The sequence below is a fragment of the Grimontia sp. SpTr1 genome (assembly GCF_947387585.1).
GTDB lineage: Bacteria > Pseudomonadota > Gammaproteobacteria > Enterobacterales > Vibrionaceae > Enterovibrio > Enterovibrio indicus.
Genome location: NZ_CANDOD010000019.1, coordinates 35,731 through 54,168, shown reverse-complemented (window position 1 = coordinate 54,168; position 18,438 = coordinate 35,731). Strand labels below are relative to the sequence as shown.

Below are 18,438 nucleotides of genomic sequence, written 5' to 3'. Positions count from 1 at the left end.
GAATCTGGTGAGTTGGTAATTTGGGTTCCCTCACCCCCAATGACAAAAAGGTTCACAATGAGCACTTTTACGCCCGCGCAACAGCGCAAAGCCCTCTCTTTCCTGGTGGTTTTCCACCTGGTTATCATTGCATCCAGTAACTACCTGGTTCAGCTGCCATTTACCGTTTTCGGGTTTCACACCACTTGGGGTGCGTTTACTTTCCCGTTCATTTTTCTGGCAACCGATCTAACCGTTCGCATCTTTGGTGCGGGCCTTGCGCGCCGGATCATTTTCGCGGTCATGGTACCGTCGTTGCTGATCTCCTATGTGCTGTCGGTCCTTTTTTACCAAGGCGAATATCAGGGACTGGGTCATCTGACTGAGTTCAATCTGTTCGTTGCGCGTATCGCCGCCGCAAGCTTTATGGCTTACCTGCTGGGACAAATCCTCGATATCCACGTGTTCAACCGCCTGCGCCAAACCAAGCAATGGTGGGTGGCGCCAAGCTGTTCAACGCTGTTTGGTAATGCGATTGATACTCTGGCGTTCTTTGCGATTGCTTTCTACAACAGTCCGGATGCCTTTATGGCGGAGAACTGGGTAGAAATCGCGCTGGTCGACTACGCATTTAAACTGGTGATCAGCCTCGGCTTGTTCGTTCCTATGTACGGTGTGCTGCTGAACTATATTGTCAGCCGCATTACCCGGGTGAACGAAGCCGTTGAAACCAAGCTGGTTTAACAGCGAAATCAACGCAGAATATTGAGGGAAAGAGAGCCGGTCGAAAGACCGGCTTTTTTTATGTCTTAACTTCAAGCGCTATAATCGAAACACGAGCGTCTTGGCGCTAATCATTTCAAGGACTATCCCATGATCATTCGAGAAGGCACGCTGGCGGAAGCCGTGAACGTGCTCAGCCAGATTGATGAATTTGCCCATCAGGAATCCCTCGAGTCGCTAAAAAAACGCATTGGTGACAAGTCTTCATTGGTATTGGTTGCTGATATCGACGGCGAACTTTGTGGTGTCAAAATTGGCTATCAGTTAGATGATGAGTGTTTTTACAGTTGGCTGGGTGGCGTGACCAAAACTGGTCGCCGCCGCGGTATTGCACAGGCGCTGTTACATGCGCAGGAACGTTGGGTGGCAAAACATGGCTATACCAGTCTCAGGGTGAAATCCCGTAACTGCTTTGCAGGCATGCTGTGTTTACTGTTGAACAATCACTACCAGATTGAACATCTGGAGAAGAAAGAGGCATTGGAGCAATATCGCCTTCATTTTGTGAAGAAAATCACACCTGTGGCATGAAGGTAAAAAACAAGCAAAATACTGCTTGCTAAATAGTAATGAGAATGATTATTATTTGTCTTGTTCGAAGGCAAGTGGGAAACTTACTTTCGGACACACGACATTGCTCACATTGCTTCCAGTATATGTTTTTTGCATGAAACTGCTTACGTTGTGCAGTTGACCCTGATGCAGGCGACGCTTTTGCTCAAAAGCGTCGCTTTTTTCTTTTTTATCCTACGCCAGTTCAACCAGCTTACTGACCAGCTTAGAGATCCCCGCATTTGCCTGACTGACAGAGGTTGCCAGCATGTATGCCGGTGTTGAGAGTAGGCGACGGCTTTGATCCAGCACGAAGTCATCCACTGGGCAATCAATGTGTTCACCGCCCATGGCGTTGAATGCCGCTGCAGTCTGCGGATCGTTACCGATAGTCCCTTTCGCACCGGGGCCATACACTTTCGGGATCAAGACGGGGGAAATACAGACATAACCAGCCGGTTTTTCTGCGATGGCGAATGCCTTACACACGCGCAGCACTTCTTTTTCGATCTCCATTTCTTCGTCGCTGGTGGCAAAGGTGCTTAGGTTTTTAGCGACACCAAATCCGCCGGGTAGCAGCAGGGCATCAAACTCATTCACGTTGAGTTCACTGAGTGGCTTTACATCACCGCGGGCAATGCGCGCCGCCTCTACCAGAACATTACGTGTTTCACCGGATTCTTCACCCGCGGCATGATTAATCACATGGTGTTGATCAACATCCGGCGCGAAGCAATGCCAGGAAGCACCCGCCTGCTCAATGGCCAACAGGGATAAAACGGATTCATGGATCTCTGCGCCGTCGTAGACACCACACCCAGCCAGAATGACTGCCACTTTCTTCATAAATGTGTCCTCATTTTAAATTCGGGACAGGCAATCAACGCTCATTCCTAGCCTGTCAGATCATCAATGCTAGGCTAGTTTATGAGCAAACTGGTAGGGATTTGAATCTAACCGGATCACATCCTTACAGATCGATAAAAGAAAATTTTTCTGGATAACTCGATCATGCCATTAATTTCTTTTTCCACAGTCGATGATCGGCGATCGATCCTGATCACGATCAATGACTTAAGGTTAAGTGTCTAAAAATTATAAGGTAAATTTCTTTCCCTTATGGCATTCCGAATTTGATCTACAGACCTGAAAATAAATACCAACAAACTTATCCACAGTGATTTTTAGTGAATGAGCTGTGTATAAGGCTTATGCACAGGGTGGGGAAGGTCGGCTAAGCAGAGAAGAATAATGTTGTAAATCCAAAGCGATCACCTTGGCATTCCTGAGCCGAAGAGCGAAATCTCGGGTTAACAGACTCCGGAACTCGTGGCATCCTTACCCATCAATCATTTTCCGGTTAGCTTATAACGTTATGGCGACGACTTCTGATAACCCGTTGATCCTGGTCGACGGCTCTTCTTATCTCTACCGCGCGTACCACGCTTCTCCCAACCTGACCAATGCCAATGGCGAGCCAACAGGTGCCGTTTATGGCGTCGTGAACATGCTGCGCAGCTTGGTGAAACAGTATCCGCAATCTCATGTGGCGGTGATTTTCGACGCCAAAGGCAAGACCTTCCGTGATGACATGTATGCGGAATACAAAGCGCACCGTCCGCCAATGCCGGATGATCTGCGAAGCCAAATTGCTCCGCTGCATCAAATCATCGAGGCCATGGGCTTCCCGATGCTGGTGATTGAAGGCGTTGAAGCGGATGACGTTATCGGCACACTGGCGGTGCAAGGTTCTAAGGCAGGCATGCCAATCCTTATCAGCACCGGTGATAAAGACATGGCGCAGTTGGTGGATGAAAACGTCACCCTGATTAACACCATGACCAACGTGATCATGACGCCACAAGGCGTGCATGACAAATACGGCTTTGGCCCAGAGCACATCATCGATTACCTCGCGTTGATGGGCGATAAAGTCGACAACATCCCGGGCGTACCGGGAGTGGGTGAGAAAACCGCCACTGCGTTGATCGCCGGTATCGGTGGTCTGGATGCGCTGTATGACAACCTTGATAAGATTGCAGACCTTAGCTTCCGTGGCTCAAAAACCATGGCGAAAAAGCTTGAGGACAATAAAGAGAACGCTTACCTCTCTTATCAGCTTGCCACTATCAAGCTTGATTGTGAGCTGCCGTTTAAGCCGGAAGAGCTAATCAACCGTTCGGCAGATAACGACAAGCTGGTTGAGCTTTTCACTGAACTGAACTTCAAGCGCTGGCTGGCAGAAGCCCAAAGTGGCAGTGCAGGTGTTGATGCCGTCGCAGAGCGCGCAGCTTCTGGCGCTTCAGCAGCGAAATCGTCTGCCAAAGCAGAAGCGACATTCGAAGCCGCCGCGATTGATCGAAGCCAATACGAAACCATCCTGACAGAAGAAGACTTCCAGCGCTGGATGGAGAAGCTGAAGAAAACCAATGTCGTGGCTTTCGATACCGAAACCGACAGCCTGGACTACATGGAAGCCAACCTGGTAGGTATTTCCTTCGCCGTTGCTGAAGGTGAAGCTGCTTACCTGCCGCTGACTCATGACTATCTGGATGCGCCGAAGCAGCTGGACAGAGACTGGGTGCTGGCAGAAATGAAAGCCTGGCTCGAAGATGCCGGTGCGCTGAAAGTTGGCCAGAACCTGAAATACGATGCGAGCGTGCTGGCACGTTACGATATCGCGATGCGCGGCATTGCTTACGACACCATGCTGGAATCTTACGTGTTCAACAGCGTGGCAGGTAAGCATGACATGGACAGTCTGGCACTTCGCTACCTGCAGCATAAGTGCATCAGCTTTGAAGAGATTGCCGGTAAGGGCAAGAAGCAACTGACCTTCAACCAGATTGAAATGGATCAGGCGTCCCCTTACGCGGCAGAAGACGCTGACGTCACCCTGCGTTTGCACAATGCCCTGATGGCACAGCTCAACAATGACGAGAAACTGAAAGTTATTTTCGAACAGTATGAAATGCCGTTGGTGCCAGTACTGTCGCGTATTGAGCGCCATGGTGTGTTGATCAGTGCGGAAATGCTGGCGAAGCAATCTCAGGAAATTGCGATTCGCTTGGATGAGCTCGAAAAGGAAACTTATGAGATTGCCGGTGAAGAATTTAACCTGAGTTCACCCAAGCAGCTTCAGGCCATCCTGTTCGAGAAAATGGGTCTTCCTGTGTTGAAGAAGACACCATCAGGCACCCCTTCTACTAACGAAGAAGTGCTTCAGGAGCTGGCACTGGATTACCCGCTGCCAAAACGCATTCTGGAATACCGTGGACTGGCGAAGCTGAAATCCACCTATACCGATAAACTGCCGAAGATGGTGAAACCAGCTACTGGCCGTGTGCACACTTCTTATCATCAGGCAGTCACGGCAACGGGTCGTTTGTCATCAACCGATCCGAACCTTCAGAACATTCCTATCCGCAATGAAGAAGGCCGTCGTATCCGTCAGGCGTTTATCGCACCGGCAGGTAAGACCATTCTGGCAGTCGACTACTCGCAAATTGAACTACGTATCATGGCGCACTTGTCTGGTGATGAAGCCCTGATTGATGCTTTCCGACACGGCAAAGACATCCATGCGGCAACGGCTGCGGAAGTGATGGGGATTGATATCAGTGATGTGACCTCTGAAATGCGTCGCCGTGCGAAAGCCATTAACTTCGGCCTTATCTATGGCATGAGTGCGTTTGGTCTGGCGAAACAGCTCGGCATTCCACGTGGTGAAGCGCAGCAATACATGGAACGCTACTTCGAGCGCTACCCAGGTGTGCGCCAGTACATGGAAACCACCCGACTGCAGGCTGCGGAGCAGGGCTATGTAGAAACTATCTTTGGCCGCCGTCTTCACCTGCCGGAAATCAAATCCAGTAATGCCATGCGTCGCAAAGGGGCAGAGCGCGCTGCAATCAATGCTCCTATGCAGGGAACGGCAGCAGATATCATCAAACGCGCGATGATTTTGGTGGATGCCTGGATTCAAACCCAGCCTGAGGGTCGTGTGGCACTCATCATGCAAGTACACGATGAATTGGTGTTGGAAGTAGATACCGAACACCTTTCTGACATTGAGCAACAGGTTTGTAAGTTAATGGAATCGGCTGCGTTGCTGGAAGTTCCGCTGGTCGCCGAATCTGGTAGCGGCGAAAACTGGGATCAGGCGCATTAAATCAGGCGGTTGATTCCGACCTGACTCGCATAAACACTTAAAACTTAACGCGAAAAAAGCCCGCTGCTGTGGGCTTTTTTATTTCTGAAATGAAACAATATGAATACATCAGGTGTTCATTTTTATAATTTGATGAAAAAAAACTACGTAAAGGGTTTTCTTAATCGGCCATTTGATATACAGTAAGAGGCGTAGGGTACAGAGGTAAGATGTTCTATCTTTCAGACCTTTTGTTTCACGTTATTGGATTTAGCTGATTCAGCAGCCCCGGTTGACAAATGTCAGCCGGGGCATTTTTTATTGTGCTTTTCCTATCCAATACTTCTTCTAGATGCCTCTCATTAATTCCTTTAAATACATTGTCTTATCTGTATTATTATTGATGTATTTGTATTTTGTTACCGTTTATTAGAGTAAATACTTTAATTTGAGGGCGTTGGCGTTATAATGACCACTGCTTCTTGTTCTTGATGTGTCAGGGTTGTCTGCAATCCAACTTACGACAGGCAACTCACACGTTATTTCTGACCGAATTGAGTGATCGATTCGGTCTTTTTTTATTCAATCAAATCTGTAACTCACTTCCAGAATGAAAGAGATCGTTACTTATACGATTTTCATGATATTTCATATCAAAAAATAAGTTTGAGAAATAAAAATAAAGCGATTAACAATCAATGTGTTGGAATTTTTAACAGAACAGGTGCCTGATCTTTGAGGCAAATATGACAGGTGTTTAGGCGGGTGTAACTTGCGGGGTTGGGGAAAATCACTGACACTAGCTTTATAACGACTAAAAAAAAACCTCCTATTTCTCTCCCGTTACCCCACCTATATGGTGGGGTCTTTATTTTCAGCGTCCTGACAGATTAAGCCTCGTCGTTTTCAGTATCTTGCTGATCAGATTCTTGTGGGATTTCGAGTGCCGGTGCGTACCAACCATCCAGCTTTTTACGCAGTTTATCGACACCAATACCCTTTAATGATGAGTAAAGCTCGACTTCTACATCACCGCCAAAATCTTTGGCTGCTTCACGCACTTTTAAAAGCTCTGCTTTGCGCGCACCGCTTTTCAGCTTGTCACACTTGGTTAGCAGTGCGAGCACCGGCAAGTTGCTGTCTACCGCCCAGAAAATCAAATCCTGATCCAGCTCTTTCAGTGGGTGGCGGATATCCATCAGCACGACGAGGCCTTTAAGCTGGTTACGCTTTTGCAGGTATTCGCCCAGAGATTTCTGCCATTTTAGCTTCATTTCCAGCGGCACTTGCGCGTAGCCGTAACCCGGCAAGTCAACAATGTGGCATCCCTCATCCACTTTAAACAGGTTGATTAATTGTGTGCGACCCGGCGTTTTACTGGTTTTCACCAAGCTTTTTTGATCACAAAGCCTGTTTATTGAGCTAGATTTACCAGCATTGGAACGACCTGCGAATGCGATCTCGATGCCAGTATCATGAGGTAAAGCCCTGATATCTGGTGCACTGGTAATAAAGTGGGTGTTTCGATAGTTGAGTGAAGGATTCACTGTTAACTCCGTCTCGACTTTATGTAGTCGACTGATTACTTTTATGTGAAATTGTGTAAAATGACCGTGCTCGGTTTTTGCTCGATGATTGTATCATGATGGCGTGGGCATCGTGGTATTGGAAGCTTGATAATTATAAATGGAATGTCATGAAGAGATTAGCGCTACTACTCACTTTATTCGCGAGCTTTACTGCCTTTGCACAAGGCGATGCAGAAGCAGGTAAAGCAAAATCAGCCACTTGTGCCGCTTGTCACGGTGCAGACGGTAACAGCGTCATTCCCGCCAACCCTAGCCTTGCAGGTCAGCACGAAAAATACCTTCTTAAGCAGCTCAAAGAGTTCAAGCTGGGTATGACGACTGGCGGAGAGCAAGGTCGTAACAATGCCGTGATGGCCGGCATGGTGGCTGCACTGTCTGAGCAAGACATGGCAGATTTGGCGGCATACTACGCATCACAAACAGCGAAACCGGGTACGACTCCGGAATCTTCTATCGAAATTGGTAGAGAGCTGTACATGGCTGGTGACCAAGAGCGTGGTATTGCAGCTTGTATTGCGTGTCACGGCCCTCGAGGTAACGGCACCGCACTGTCAGGCTTCCCGAAAATTTCCGGTCAAAACGCCGATTACATGAAAGCCCAGCTGATGGCATTCCGTGACGGTCAGCGCAACAACGACCTTAACGGCATGATGCGCATTGTGGCGCAGAAGCTGTCAGATAAAGAAATCGAAGCTATCTCGAACTATGTAGGCGGTCTGCACTAACAGACTGTGCAATAGTCAGATTGCGCAAAAAGACGTCAAAAAGGCAGCGTTCGCTGCCTTTTTTCGTTTGGGTTTCTATTATTTCCCATGATCTTGTAAGCGATTGACCATTCTTTATAGAGAAAGGTGCTTAAATATTTGCTGGTTTTTATTTTTTTCTTCTATATTTCAGAAAGATACTTTTTAAGTGCATTTGGTAATGGTTTGAATTGTGAGTTACCGCCTGTTTTGAAAAGTGCGAAAGCGTAAACTTATTCATGTCGACAGGAGCACGACACGGAAAGGACAATCAGGACGATTTCGCAGGGCTGCGCAAGGATTCAAAAGGACTTTGGCTTAGGAAAGCCTCAGAAACCAGGACGTTATGTTGTCAGGACGGCATTCAAAAGTGTGAAGGATTCACACTCAGCATGGACCACCTTCAGGACGAAAGGTTAGGACACACACCAGGATGGTGATGACGACAGGACGTTGCGAGTAATAACTCAAATAAAAATGGCAGGACGCCCGCGCTTAGAAGGACCCTTATTCACCGGGATGTGGTGTTACTGTTAGGGATGAAAACGGTAAATCCGTTCATTAGAACGCTATAGAGCGACAGGCTTTGCCTGTCGCTTTTTTCTTATTCAACTTTCTGCTACATTTCCCGCCATTCAATTTGGTGTAGAAATCCCCATGTCCCTTGAATGCCCTCTATGTAGATCTGCTGATATAGCCGATTTCGAGCAGGATAGACGTCGCCGTTACTTCCGTTGTCAGGAATGCTATCTGGTCTTTGCAGACCCTGAGTGCCTGTTATCACCGGAGGAAGAAAAAGCCGTCTACGACAAACATGAAAATGTCGTGGAAGATGAAGGCTATCGACGTTTCCTAAGCCGTCTCGCGACACCGCTTATGGAAAAAATGGGTGAGGGCGCCAAGCAAGGCTTAGACTTTGGATGTGGTCCCGGTCCGGCTTTAGCCGCCATGCTTGAAGAAGCCGGACACCAAATGGCCGTGTACGATCCGTATTTTGCGCCCAACCTCAGTGCGTTGGACGCTACGTATGATTTCGTGACCTGTACAGAAGCCATTGAACACTTTTATATGCCTCACAGGGAATGGAGACAATTGCTGAACTTGGTCAAGCCGGGAGGCTGGTTAGCCATTATGACCAAGCTCGTTATTGATGCTCCAGCTTTCAAAAGCTGGCATTACAAAAATGACCCAACCCACGTGAGTTTTTTCAGTCGCGAAACGTTCCGCTTTTTGGCCGAGCGTGATGGTCTTGACGTGGACTTTGTTGGTAACGACGTAATTTTACTGAGGAAGAAAAACGAATGACCCGCAAGAAAAAAGCCCGCAAAGTTGGCTCTGAAGGTCCTGCGCAATACAGCGAGAAGTCGCTGACCAAAGAAGACATTGCTGCGCTGGCACGCAAGCGTAAGAGCAAGCGCAAAGGTCTGAAGTCTGGCTCACGCCACTCGGAAGGTAAAACCGCGCAACAGCGTCAGGCGCAGGCACAACGCGACCCGCGTCTGGGCAGCAAAAAGCCTATCCAGTTGGTGGTAGAAGCCAAACCACATCCAAAATCTGCAGAAGCGAAGAAGGCCCGTCGCCTGAGCGCTGAGCAGGAATTGGAAATGTTGGAAAATGATGCGCAACTAAATGTGCTTCTCGACCGTATTGAAAAAGGTGACAGTTTGGGCGCAGGCCTTCAGCAATACGTTGATGAGAAGCTGGATCGCATTGAGGTGCTAATGAAGCAATTGGGTCTGTTCGAAGAGGACGAGCCTGAAGTGGAAGAAGCACCGAAGAAAAACAAACGCCGCGATGACGACGATTTGCTGGCGGAGTTTGAAAACTTCAAATTTGACCAGGAGTAAGTGTTGGAAACTCTTCCTATAGGTGTTGTGGTACTCGGTGGTGCCATCATTCTCGGTTTGGCTGTGTATGCAGGCTGGTTGCTGTCGAAACTTCGCCATCAAACCAAAATGCAGGAAAAGGCGATGAACGCCGCTATCAAGCAACGTAACGAGAAAATCATTGAGAGTGTAGATGTGATTGCCATGGCGACACTGCAAGAGCAGTGCGACCTGTCAGAAGCGGCTATCCGTCTTTACATGATCATGGACCACCTGCAGGGAGAGAAGCGCGTAGAATTCCCTGAGCGCTTCCCCGCACTTTACGAATTGTATGATGTGGTGAAAGACATGCCACGCGGCGATGCGCGTAAGAAGATCGAAAAGCGTGAACGCATGCGCCACGACATGGAGCGTATGAAGGCGGAAGCCCGTCTTCAGCAGGCCATTCATACAGAGCTTGAGGAAATCCTCGCATTTACTGGCGCAAAAATGACGCCGGTGCGTACCTTAGCGAGTTAACAACTCAGCCATAAAAGGTACGATCTGACCAACAATTTTCCCGTTCCTTGTGCGGGAACAATTCTTAGCAGCCGGAGAGTGTGGCAGAATTAGCCAACTTACACTTTCCGGTTGTTCATTTTGGCGGGAACATACATGTCTAAGCAGCAAATTATCTGGGATCAGGCACTGATCGAGAAGTATAACTACTCAGGGCCGCGTTACACCTCTTACCCAACCGCACTGGAATTCCATGAGGTTTTCACGGCGGCTGAGTTTGATATGGCATGCACCCAATACCCAGATCGTAATCTGTCTCTGTATGTGCACATCCCGTTTTGCCACACCCTTTGCTACTACTGTGGCTGTAACAAGGTGATCACCCGTCATGCACACAAAGCGGATCAGTATCTTGATGCGCTGGAACTGGAAATCCGTCAACGTGCATACCTGCTTCGCGACCGCAACGTGACTCAACTGCACTGGGGCGGCGGTACGCCAACCTTCCTGACCAAAGAGCAGATTTCCCGCCTGATGTCCCTGCTGCGTGAAGAATTCCGTCTCAATGCCGATGCGGAAATCAGTATCGAAGTGGATCCGCGTGAAATTGAACTCGACATGTTGGATCACCTGCGTAGTGAAGGCTTCAACCGTCTAAGTATCGGCGTGCAGGATTTCGATAAGACAGTTCAGAAAGCGGTGAACCGTGAGCAGGATGAAGACTTCATCAAAGCCATGGTGGTGCGTGCCAAAGAATTGGGTTTTCGCTCGACCAACCTGGATCTGATTTATGGCCTTCCGCACCAAGATAGTGCAACCTTTGCTAAGACATTAGAGCAGGTGCTGACCATGCAGCCGGGCCGTTTGTCTGTTTTCAACTATGCGCACCTGCCACAACTGTTCGCGGCGCAGCGAAAAATCAAAGAAGACGATTTGCCATCGCCACAGGAAAAACTGGCGATGTTGGAGCAAACCATTAACACCCTGACTGGCGCAGGCTACCAGTTTATCGGTATGGACCACTTTGCCTTGCCGGATGATGAACTGGCGGTAGCGCAGCGTGAAGGCATCCTCCACAGAAACTTCCAGGGTTACACCACCCAAGGCGATTGCGATCTGCTGGGGTTGGGGGTGTCAGCGATTTCCATGATTGGTGATTGCTATGCACAGAACCAGAAAGAGCTGAAGAAATACTACGGTCAGGTCGACGAGCAACGCCATGCGCTGTGGAAAGGCGTAATGCTGGATGGCGATGATTTGCTTCGCCGCGAAGTCATCAAATCGCTGATCTGCAACTTCACACTGGACAAGCGTGCGATTGAACGCGAGTTTGATGTTTCCTTCGATACCTACTTTGCGGAAGATTTGGATTTACTGCAGTGCTTTGTCGATGATGAGCTGGTGAGCATTGATGCAGATACCATTAAAGTGACGTTGAAAGGCCGCCTGCTGATTCGCAACATCTGCATGTGCTTTGACACTTACTTGCGTGACAGAGCACGTCAGCAGCAGTTTTCCCGCGTGATTTAATGCTGTCTCACACCACAAGAAACGAAAAAAGCCGCTGATTGCGGCTTTTTTGTTGGCTGTTGATGGGGCGTTATACGCCGCTGCCGATGCTGAAAATAGCCAGCACCACAGCCAGAGCTGCCGCTGCCAGTTGACCTGGGCCAGCAGCAACAATTTCATTTGCGGTAAACAGTGCGTCGAACATGATACTTCTCATCCGGCGTAAATATGGGTTTTCAACCAAGGGGCTTATCAAAGAAAAGGCTCTGCATTGACCTTGATTGCTTAAAATTCGGCGGCATTCTACTTGAGTTTTGAACAAAAAAACACCGGCTTTTGCCGGTGTTTTCAGGATATTTTTCAGGTGAACGGATTAGCCGCGGGATGCTGCTTTGGCTTTCAGTTCCGCTTTTTCGCTATCAGACAGGAACGCGATTTCCATGCCGTTCGCTTGAAGCTGAGTGATTTGCGCTTGGCTCAGACCGGCCTGTGGTGCGGCTACTTCGTATTCGTAAGGCAACTCGATACCTGATACAGCAGGGTCATCGGTGTTCAACGTTGCCAGAATGCCTTGTGCCAGGAACTGTTTCACCGGGTGTGCTTCCAATGAAGCCACGGTGCTGGTTTGCACGTTAGAGGTCAGGCAAGACTCAATGCCGATACGGTTTTTGGCCAGAAACTCCATTAAAGATGGGTCTTCGATGGCTTTCACACCATGGCCGATACGGGTTGCACCCAACTCATTGATTGCCTGCCACATGCTTTCTGCCCCTGCTGCTTCGCCAGCGTGCACAGTCACATTCAGGTTAGCTTTACGGACTTTGGCAAAGTGATCGTTGAACTGGTGACCCGGCTGTCCCAGTTCGTCACCAGCCAAATCGATAGCAACCAGGTGTTCTTTCAGTGCCAACAGCGCATCCAGCTCCTGCATGCAGGCTTCCACACCAAAAGTACGGCTCATGATACCAATCAGGTTGGTTTTCACGCCGAAGTCACGGCTACCAGCCTGAACGCCATCAATCACCGCTTCCACCACACCTTGCACTGGAAGTTGGTGCTTCATCGCCATGTAGTAAGGCGAAAAGCGCAGCTCTGCATAGTCAATGCGCGCATTTAGGGCATCTTCGACGTTTTCATAGGCAACACGGCGAACCGCGTCCAGATCGCCCAGTACAGCGACACCCCAATCCAGCTTGGACAGGAAACCAACCAAATCCGGCTCGTTAGACATAACCTGAACGTGTGGGCGGAGTGTGTCGATAGTGTCAGCAGGAAGCGTCATGCCGAACTTCTGACCCAGTTCCAGAATGGTGTTAATACGAATATTGCCATCAAGGTGACGGTGCAGATCCGCCAGAGGAAGGTGGGTTGCGATCATGTGAATATCCTTAAATCAACTTTTGGCAAGTATAAGGACTAAATACAAGGTCGTCAGTAGGGCTGGGAAAGGAAACCGCCTAAAAAGGCGGTTTTGAAAAGATTGTTTACCAAATTTGTTTAAATGGTGAACTGTTTTGGGTTTATGGCATTTGAAGTTCTTTGAGCTTACGGGTCAGGGTGTTACGTCCCCAACCAAGCAGTTTTGCTGCTTCCTGCTTGTGCCCCCGGGTGTGGCTGAGTGCTTCACGCAGCAAGATACGTTCAAATTCAGGCAAGGCTTCACGTAGCAGGTTGTCATCACCGTTATCCAGCGACAGACGAGCCCATTGGGATAGCGCGGCCTGCCAGCTGTCACCTTCGCCGGTACTTTCCATTGATTCAGGTTGCATCAGCTCTGGCGGCAAGTCTTCGGGCAAAATTTCTTTACCGCTCGCCATCACTGTCAGCCAGCGACAGGTGTTTTCAAGCTGGCGTACGTTACCGGGCCAGGAAAGACCTGACATTAAATCCAGTGTGGTCGGGTGCAGTGATTTAACCTCGATATCGAGCTCATCAGAAGCTCGCTTGAGAAAGTGTTTGGCGAGCTGACCGATATCCTGACGACGCTCACGAAGCGGCGGCAGGTGAACACGAATTACGTTCAGGCGGTGGAACAAGTCTTCACGGAAACTGCCTTCGGCCACCAATCTTTCAAGGTTCTGGTGTGTTGCTGCAATGATGCGGACATCCACATTGATGGCCTGATGGCCACCGACACGATAGAACTGGCCATCGGCCAGCACGCGCAGCAGACGGGTTTGGATATCCAGCGGCATATCACCGATTTCATCCAGAAACAGGGTGCCGCCATTAGCCTGCTCAAAGCGGCCCTGTCGGACATTGTTGGCACCGGTAAAGGCGCCTTTCTCGTGACCAAACAGTTCCGACTCAATCAAGTCTTTAGGGATTGCCGCCATGTTAAGTGCGATAAAAGAGTTTGACGCGCGTGGGCTATGGCGGTGGAGAGCATGGGCAACCAACTCTTTACCCGTGCCGGACTCACCGTTGATCAATACGGAAATCGATGAACGGGAAAGGCGACCAATGGCGCGGAAAACTTCCTGCATAGACGGCGCTTCACCGATAATCTCCGGTGCGGCTTCCATGGTTTCTTTGGGAGAGCGCTGGCGTTTTTGCTCCTGACTGTGGGAGACGGCGCGCTCAACCAACGCAACAGCTTCATCAATATCAAACGGCTTTGGCAGGTATTCAAATGCCCCTTTCTGATACGCGCTCACTGCAGCATCCAGATCCGAGTGAGCAGTCATAATGATGACTGGCAGTGTCGGGTATTCAGATTGCAGACGGTTTAGCAGGGTGAAGCCGTCGGTGCCCGGCATGCGGATATCAGAGACAAGTACATCCGGGACTTCCCGGTTTAATGCATCCAGCACGCTGTCAGCGTCGGCAAAAGTTTCACAAGCAAGCCCAGCTGCGCTCAGGGTGCGTTCCAGTACCCAGCGGATTGAGCTGTCATCATCGACGACCCAGATTAGTCCTTTGCTCATATTCTCCCCTTAGCGACGAATGGGTAACAAAATGGTGAAAGTGGTGTGTCCCGGCCAGCTATTAACGTAAATCTTGCCTTTATGCTGATCTATGAGGTTTCGGGTAATGGAAAGTCCCAGCCCTGTGCCTCCGGGGCGCCCTGACACCATGGGATAAAACAAGGTGTCCTGGAGCTCAGGGGCAATGCCAGGACCATTGTCAGAAATATCGATACGTGCAGCCAAACGGTGGCGCTTCCCGCCAATCACGACTTGATGCTCAGTACGGGTGCGGAGAATGATTTCAGCATTTGGGCTGTCTCCCATAATTTGCGCTGCATTGTTCACCACGTTGAGAATGGCCTGTTCCATCTGGTCAGGATCCATCTCAATGTCGGGCAGGCTGGGGTCGTAGTCACGCTCTACCACCACTTTATCTGCACTGAGTTCAACCAGCTGGCGAACTTTCTCCAGTATGACGTGGATGTTTTCTTGCTGGCGGTGACCGGGCTTTTGTGGCCCCAGTAGTCTGTCGACCAGATTGCGCAGGCGGTCAGCCTGCTCAATGATGATGCGGGTATATTCCGCAAGATTTGGGTCGGGCAGCATTTTCTCTAAAAGCTGAGCCGCACCACGAAGGCCACCGAGCGGGTTTTTAATTTCATGGGCAAGGCCACGCACCAGCTCTTTGGCAGCCTGCTGTTGTGCCTGCTGCTGCAACTCTTTACTGATTTGTTGTTGGTGACCAATGGCTTTGATTTCTATCAGCATGGAAGGACTGCGCGCCCACATTAAAGGGCTGGCACTCAGCTCGACTTTGCGCTGGTGGCCGTCAACAACGATGGTGACATCGCTATCTGTTAGCCCTTGACCGCCAGAAAGCGTTTCCTTGACCAGGCTGAGGTCGATTGAACAGTGTTGCAACAGTTCGGGAAGGGGATGCTCTAGTAAACGACGTGCACTCAGGCAGAGCAGTTGCTCGGCTGCAGGGTTGGCATAGGTGACAACAAGATCATTATCAAGCACCAACACCGCAGTGATGAGGTTATCCATAACAGTTTCGGTCAGCGTGGCCACATTACCTTCCTTTTGATTGCACCAATATGGTGCAATCCAGTTTACTCGATAGTGCGTTGTTGTGCAGCGAAGAAAAACCGCTTTCTACAGCAGCGCTGCCAAATAGCGTCTCAGCCTGTGTTATCTGGGGGTTGGCTTGCCCGGAGGCAGTGCTTTCTTCTTGGTTGCCCGATGCAGATACACAGTAACTGAATGGGATGCTGCAATTACCTTGCCATCTTGTAGTAATTGCACCTTTATGGTGTGGGTGCCTCGATCAACGTTGTTTAGGGTTAAAGATGCACCTTTTGAGGCGGGCTGTTTCTTTCCATCAATCACGGCGCGAACAGATTGATTTTTCCCTAGTGGCAGGTCGGTAGAAATATTGAGGGTGATATTGCCTTCATTACTGCGAATGGTGGCTTCATCGCCCGGAGAGAGCAGGGAAATTGAGCTGGCCAGCGGCGGCGCTTCGGGGGCATCAGGTATGGGCGGCGCTTCCGGCGTGGCAGGTGAAGCAACATTGGATGGCCCCTGAGCAGGTAGAGGAATCGTACCTAACACCACCTCGAGCTCCAAACTCGCGGAAGGTGGCGAATCGCTGAAATGCAGAGTGCCATTTTCATCAACCCAGCGGTAATACTCACCCGCACTGGCGGACACAGACAGTGCACCAAAAAGGAGCATACCGATTTTGCGCATCATGAATTCCTTGAGTTTCTGGCGGGATGCCAACAAACCTATTTTCCGTGGGGGAGAAATCCAGACAATAGAAAAAGGGCCCGCCTGTGAGCGAGCCCTTTGATTTGGTATGAAACCCGTTGAGTTACACTGAGTAGTACAGTTCGAATTCCAGTGGGTGAGTGGTCATGTTCACCTTCTCAACGTCCTGAGATTTCAGCGCGATGTAAGAATCGATGAAGTCATCAGAGAATACGCCGCCTGAAGTCAGGAACTCACGGTCGTCGCTCAGTGCTTGCAGAGCTTGCTGCAGAGACTCAGCAACAGTTGGGATTTCTGCTGCTTCTTCTGCTGGCAGGTCGTACAGGTCTTTATCCATTGCATCGCCAGGGTGGATCTTGTTCTTAATACCGTCAAGACCAGCCATCAGCATTGCTGCGAACGCCAGGTATGGGTTAGCCGATGGATCGCCGAAGCGAACTTCGATACGACGTGCTTTCGGGCTTGGTACCACTGGGATACGGATAGAAGCAGAACGGTTACGTGCAGAGTATGCCAGCATAACAGGAGCTTCGAAGCCTGGAACCAGACGCTTGTATGAGTTGGTAGACGCGTTCGCGAATGCGTTGATTGCGCGAGCGTGCTTGATGATACCACCGATGTAGTACAGAGCAGTTTCAGACAGGCCGCCGTACTTGTCGCCAGCGAACAGGTTTTGACCGTCTTTCGCCAGAGATTGGTGAACGTGCATACCTGAACCGTTATCGCCAACCAGTGGCTTAGGCATGAAGGTCGCAGTCTTACCAAATGCGTGCGCTACGTTGTGAACAACGTACTTGTAGATTTGGATTTCATCCGCTTTGCTGGTCAGGGTATTGAAACGCGTTGCGATTTCGTTCTGACCTGCAGTTGCTACTTCGTGGTGGTGTGCTTCAACAACCAGACCCATCTCTTCCATTACCAGACACATTGCTGAACGGATGTCTTGAGATGAATCAACTGGTGCTACTGGGAAGTAACCGCCTTTAACGCCAGGACGGTGACCTTTGTTACCGCCTTCGAAATCAGAACCTGTGTTCCATGCTGCTTCTACGTCGTCAATCTTGAAGAAAGAACCTGACATGTCAGTCGCGAATTTCACATCGTCAAACAGGAAGAACTCTGGCTCAGGACCGATCAGAACAGTGTCTGCGATACCGGTAGAGCGCATGTAGTCTTCAGCGCGTTTTGCGATAGAACGTGGGTCACGGTCGTAGCCTTGCATAGTTGCTGGCTCAAGAATGTCACAACGTACGTTCAGCGTTGCATCTTCCGTGAATGGGTCAAGTACTGCTGAAGACGCGTCAGGCATCATCACCATGTCTGACTCGTTAATGCCTTTCCAACCTGCAACAGATGAACCGTCGAACATTTTACCTTCTTCGAAGAAGTCCGCGTCGATCTGGTGTGCTGGGATTGAGATGTGTTGCTCTTTACCTTTGGTATCGGTGAAGCGCAGGTCAACAAACTTAACTTCGTGCTCTTGGATTAAGGCGAGTACGTTTTCTACTGACATGTGAATAAACCTCCGGTGTCATTGTTCTCTAACTTGGTGAAGTTGCTTCTATGCGTTCCACCAAAAAATGGGTCTGGCTCCACTAAAGCTAAAAGTGTGCCAAGTTTGAAATCCCAGTCATTCCGCGCTTTTACACGAAAATGACTTAAAAAAGTGCGTTACTTCGATCAATTATGGTGCGCGTCCGCACCAAGATGGTGCAACTGGAAGGGTTGCGTGCCAATCAACTCATTCAGCAGCGGTTCGGCGATGTTGTCAACGTCAGAACAATGGGATGGATAAGACAATGTTGGAGCTGTGAGGTGGATCGAAAGTCGGCCCATTGTGGTGCAATAAAAAACGCAAGTAGTCGACCCATCATAAGGAAGAAAAATGTTGCCCATATGTAGCGCACTGTTCGTCCGCAGGCAGTATTAGATAAGGGATGGAGACAGACTTCCAAAGTGGGCTTTTTGTGTCGGTAACAAGGCAGAACGAATATAAATTGATCCTAAGTCACATATTTCGTGGGTTTTCAATAAAAATCTGGTAAATTACGGCCGGATTTTTAATCAGTGGCGGTGAGCGCTTTCGGCAAAGCCGGAGCTTTTGGCGGCACATCTTTTTTGAGT

General features: G+C 49.5%; 15 protein-coding genes. 8 read left to right on the top strand and 7 right to left on the bottom strand.

Going from position 1 to position 18,438, the window contains the following annotated elements:
* Positions 1-57: 57 nt before the first annotated feature.
* Both QL223_RS21575 and QL223_RS21570 read left to right on the top strand, forming a co-directional pair.
* Entirely contained in the window at positions 58-723 is a 666-nt protein-coding gene (locus QL223_RS21575) for a 7-cyano-7-deazaguanine/7-aminomethyl-7-deazaguanine transporter (protein WP_002539687.1), read from the top strand.
* 129 nt (positions 724-852) lie between these two features.
* The gene (locus QL223_RS21570) at positions 853-1,293 is read left to right on the top strand and encodes a GNAT family N-acetyltransferase (RefSeq protein WP_002539688.1); all 441 of its coding nucleotides are present in this window, start codon (positions 853-855) and stop codon (positions 1,291-1,293) included.
* Positions 1,294-1,509: 216 nt separating this feature from the next.
* Here the strand turns inward: QL223_RS21570 and elbB are convergent, their stop codons facing one another.
* Complete coding sequence (elbB, locus tag QL223_RS21565) at positions 1,510-2,160, bottom strand: isoprenoid biosynthesis glyoxalase ElbB (protein ID WP_002539690.1); 651 nt, start codon at positions 2,158-2,160, stop codon at positions 1,510-1,512.
* Between the two features lie 529 nt (positions 2,161-2,689).
* On the opposite strand from elbB, the gene polA reads away from it, so the two are divergent.
* Positions 2,690-5,485: a DNA polymerase I gene (gene polA / locus QL223_RS21560; protein WP_281545932.1), complete on the top strand. Its 2,796-nt coding sequence runs from the start codon at positions 2,690-2,692 to the stop codon at positions 5,483-5,485.
* Positions 5,486-6,354: 869 nt separating this feature from the next.
* Here polA and yihA read toward each other — a convergent pair.
* The gene (gene yihA, locus QL223_RS21555; RefSeq protein WP_002539693.1) at positions 6,355-7,011 is read right to left on the bottom strand and encodes a ribosome biogenesis GTP-binding protein YihA/YsxC; all 657 of its coding nucleotides are present in this window, start codon (positions 7,009-7,011) and stop codon (positions 6,355-6,357) included.
* A 149-nt stretch (positions 7,012-7,160) separates the two neighbouring features.
* Between yihA and QL223_RS21550 the strand changes: the two genes are divergently transcribed.
* The 5 genes from QL223_RS21550 (at position 7,161) to hemN (ending at position 11,650) form a co-directional block, all read left to right on the top strand.
* Positions 7,161-7,778, top strand: coding sequence for a c-type cytochrome (locus QL223_RS21550; RefSeq protein WP_002539694.1), 618 nt, complete (start codon positions 7,161-7,163; stop codon positions 7,776-7,778).
* 675 nt (positions 7,779-8,453) lie between these two features.
* A complete protein-coding gene (locus QL223_RS21545) occupies positions 8,454-9,101 on the top strand; it encodes a class I SAM-dependent methyltransferase (RefSeq protein WP_002539697.1) in 648 nt (215 codons plus the stop codon).
* Positions 9,098-9,643 carry a Der GTPase-activating protein YihI gene (yihI, locus tag QL223_RS21540; RefSeq protein ID WP_002539698.1) on the top strand — a complete coding sequence of 182 codons (546 nt, stop codon included), beginning with the start codon at positions 9,098-9,100 and terminating at the stop codon, positions 9,641-9,643. The genes QL223_RS21545 and yihI overlap by 4 nt, the downstream gene beginning before the upstream one ends.
* Entirely contained in the window at positions 9,644-10,141 is a 498-nt protein-coding gene (locus QL223_RS21535) for a DUF2489 domain-containing protein (RefSeq protein WP_281545931.1), read from the top strand.
* 135 nt (positions 10,142-10,276) lie between these two features.
* The gene (gene hemN / locus QL223_RS21530; RefSeq protein WP_002539701.1) at positions 10,277-11,650 is read left to right on the top strand and encodes an oxygen-independent coproporphyrinogen III oxidase; all 1,374 of its coding nucleotides are present in this window, start codon (positions 10,277-10,279) and stop codon (positions 11,648-11,650) included.
* Between the two features lie 352 nt (positions 11,651-12,002).
* Here hemN and add read toward each other — a convergent pair whose 3' ends face one another.
* From add to glnA, 5 genes are all read right to left on the bottom strand, one after another.
* On the bottom strand, positions 12,003-13,007 hold the full coding sequence (gene add, locus QL223_RS21525) for an adenosine deaminase (protein WP_281545930.1): 1,005 nt from the start codon (positions 13,005-13,007) through the stop codon (positions 12,003-12,005).
* A 142-nt stretch (positions 13,008-13,149) separates the two neighbouring features.
* Complete coding sequence (gene glnG, locus QL223_RS21520; RefSeq protein WP_002539706.1) at positions 13,150-14,556, bottom strand: nitrogen regulation protein NR(I); 1,407 nt, start codon at positions 14,554-14,556, stop codon at positions 13,150-13,152.
* A 9-nt stretch (positions 14,557-14,565) separates the two neighbouring features.
* Positions 14,566-15,612 (bottom strand): nitrogen regulation protein NR(II), encoded by a 1,047-nt coding sequence (gene glnL, locus QL223_RS21515; protein WP_002539708.1) that lies wholly within the window; start codon positions 15,610-15,612, stop codon positions 14,566-14,568.
* Positions 15,613-15,732: 120 nt separating this feature from the next.
* On the bottom strand, positions 15,733-16,296 hold the full coding sequence (locus tag QL223_RS21510; protein ID WP_039850157.1) for a DUF4124 domain-containing protein: 564 nt from the start codon (positions 16,294-16,296) through the stop codon (positions 15,733-15,735).
* Between the two features lie 121 nt (positions 16,297-16,417).
* A complete protein-coding gene (gene glnA, locus QL223_RS21505; RefSeq protein WP_002539711.1) occupies positions 16,418-17,827 on the bottom strand; it encodes a glutamate--ammonia ligase in 1,410 nt (469 codons plus the stop codon).
* Between the last annotated feature and the right edge of the window lie 611 nt (positions 17,828-18,438).

Bases quoted from the DNA above. Each gene is read 5' to 3' on its own strand.
- QL223_RS21510 (WP_039850157.1), bottom strand. From the start codon at position 16,296: ATGATGCGCAAAATCGGTATGCTCCTTTTTGGTGCACTGTCTGTGTCC.
- elbB (WP_002539690.1), bottom strand. From the start codon at position 2,160: ATGAAGAAAGTGGCAGTCATTCTGGCTGGGTGTGGTGTCTACGACGGC.
- yihI (WP_002539698.1), top strand. From the start codon at position 9,098: ATGACCCGCAAGAAAAAAGCCCGCAAAGTTGGCTCTGAAGGTCCTGCG.
- QL223_RS21550 (WP_002539694.1), top strand. From the start codon at position 7,161: ATGAAGAGATTAGCGCTACTACTCACTTTATTCGCGAGCTTTACTGCC.
- glnG (WP_002539706.1), bottom strand. From the start codon at position 14,556: ATGAGCAAAGGACTAATCTGGGTCGTCGATGATGACAGCTCAATCCGC.
- add (WP_281545930.1), bottom strand. From the start codon at position 13,007: ATGATCGCAACCCACCTTCCTCTGGCGGATCTGCACCGTCACCTTGAT.
- polA (WP_281545932.1), top strand. From the start codon at position 2,690: ATGGCGACGACTTCTGATAACCCGTTGATCCTGGTCGACGGCTCTTCT.
- QL223_RS21575 (WP_002539687.1), top strand. From the start codon at position 58: ATGAGCACTTTTACGCCCGCGCAACAGCGCAAAGCCCTCTCTTTCCTG.
- glnA (WP_002539711.1), bottom strand. From the start codon at position 17,827: ATGTCAGTAGAAAACGTACTCGCCTTAATCCAAGAGCACGAAGTTAAG.
- hemN (WP_002539701.1), top strand. From the start codon at position 10,277: ATGTCTAAGCAGCAAATTATCTGGGATCAGGCACTGATCGAGAAGTAT.
- QL223_RS21570 (WP_002539688.1), top strand. From the start codon at position 853: ATGATCATTCGAGAAGGCACGCTGGCGGAAGCCGTGAACGTGCTCAGC.
- QL223_RS21545 (WP_002539697.1), top strand. From the start codon at position 8,454: ATGTCCCTTGAATGCCCTCTATGTAGATCTGCTGATATAGCCGATTTC.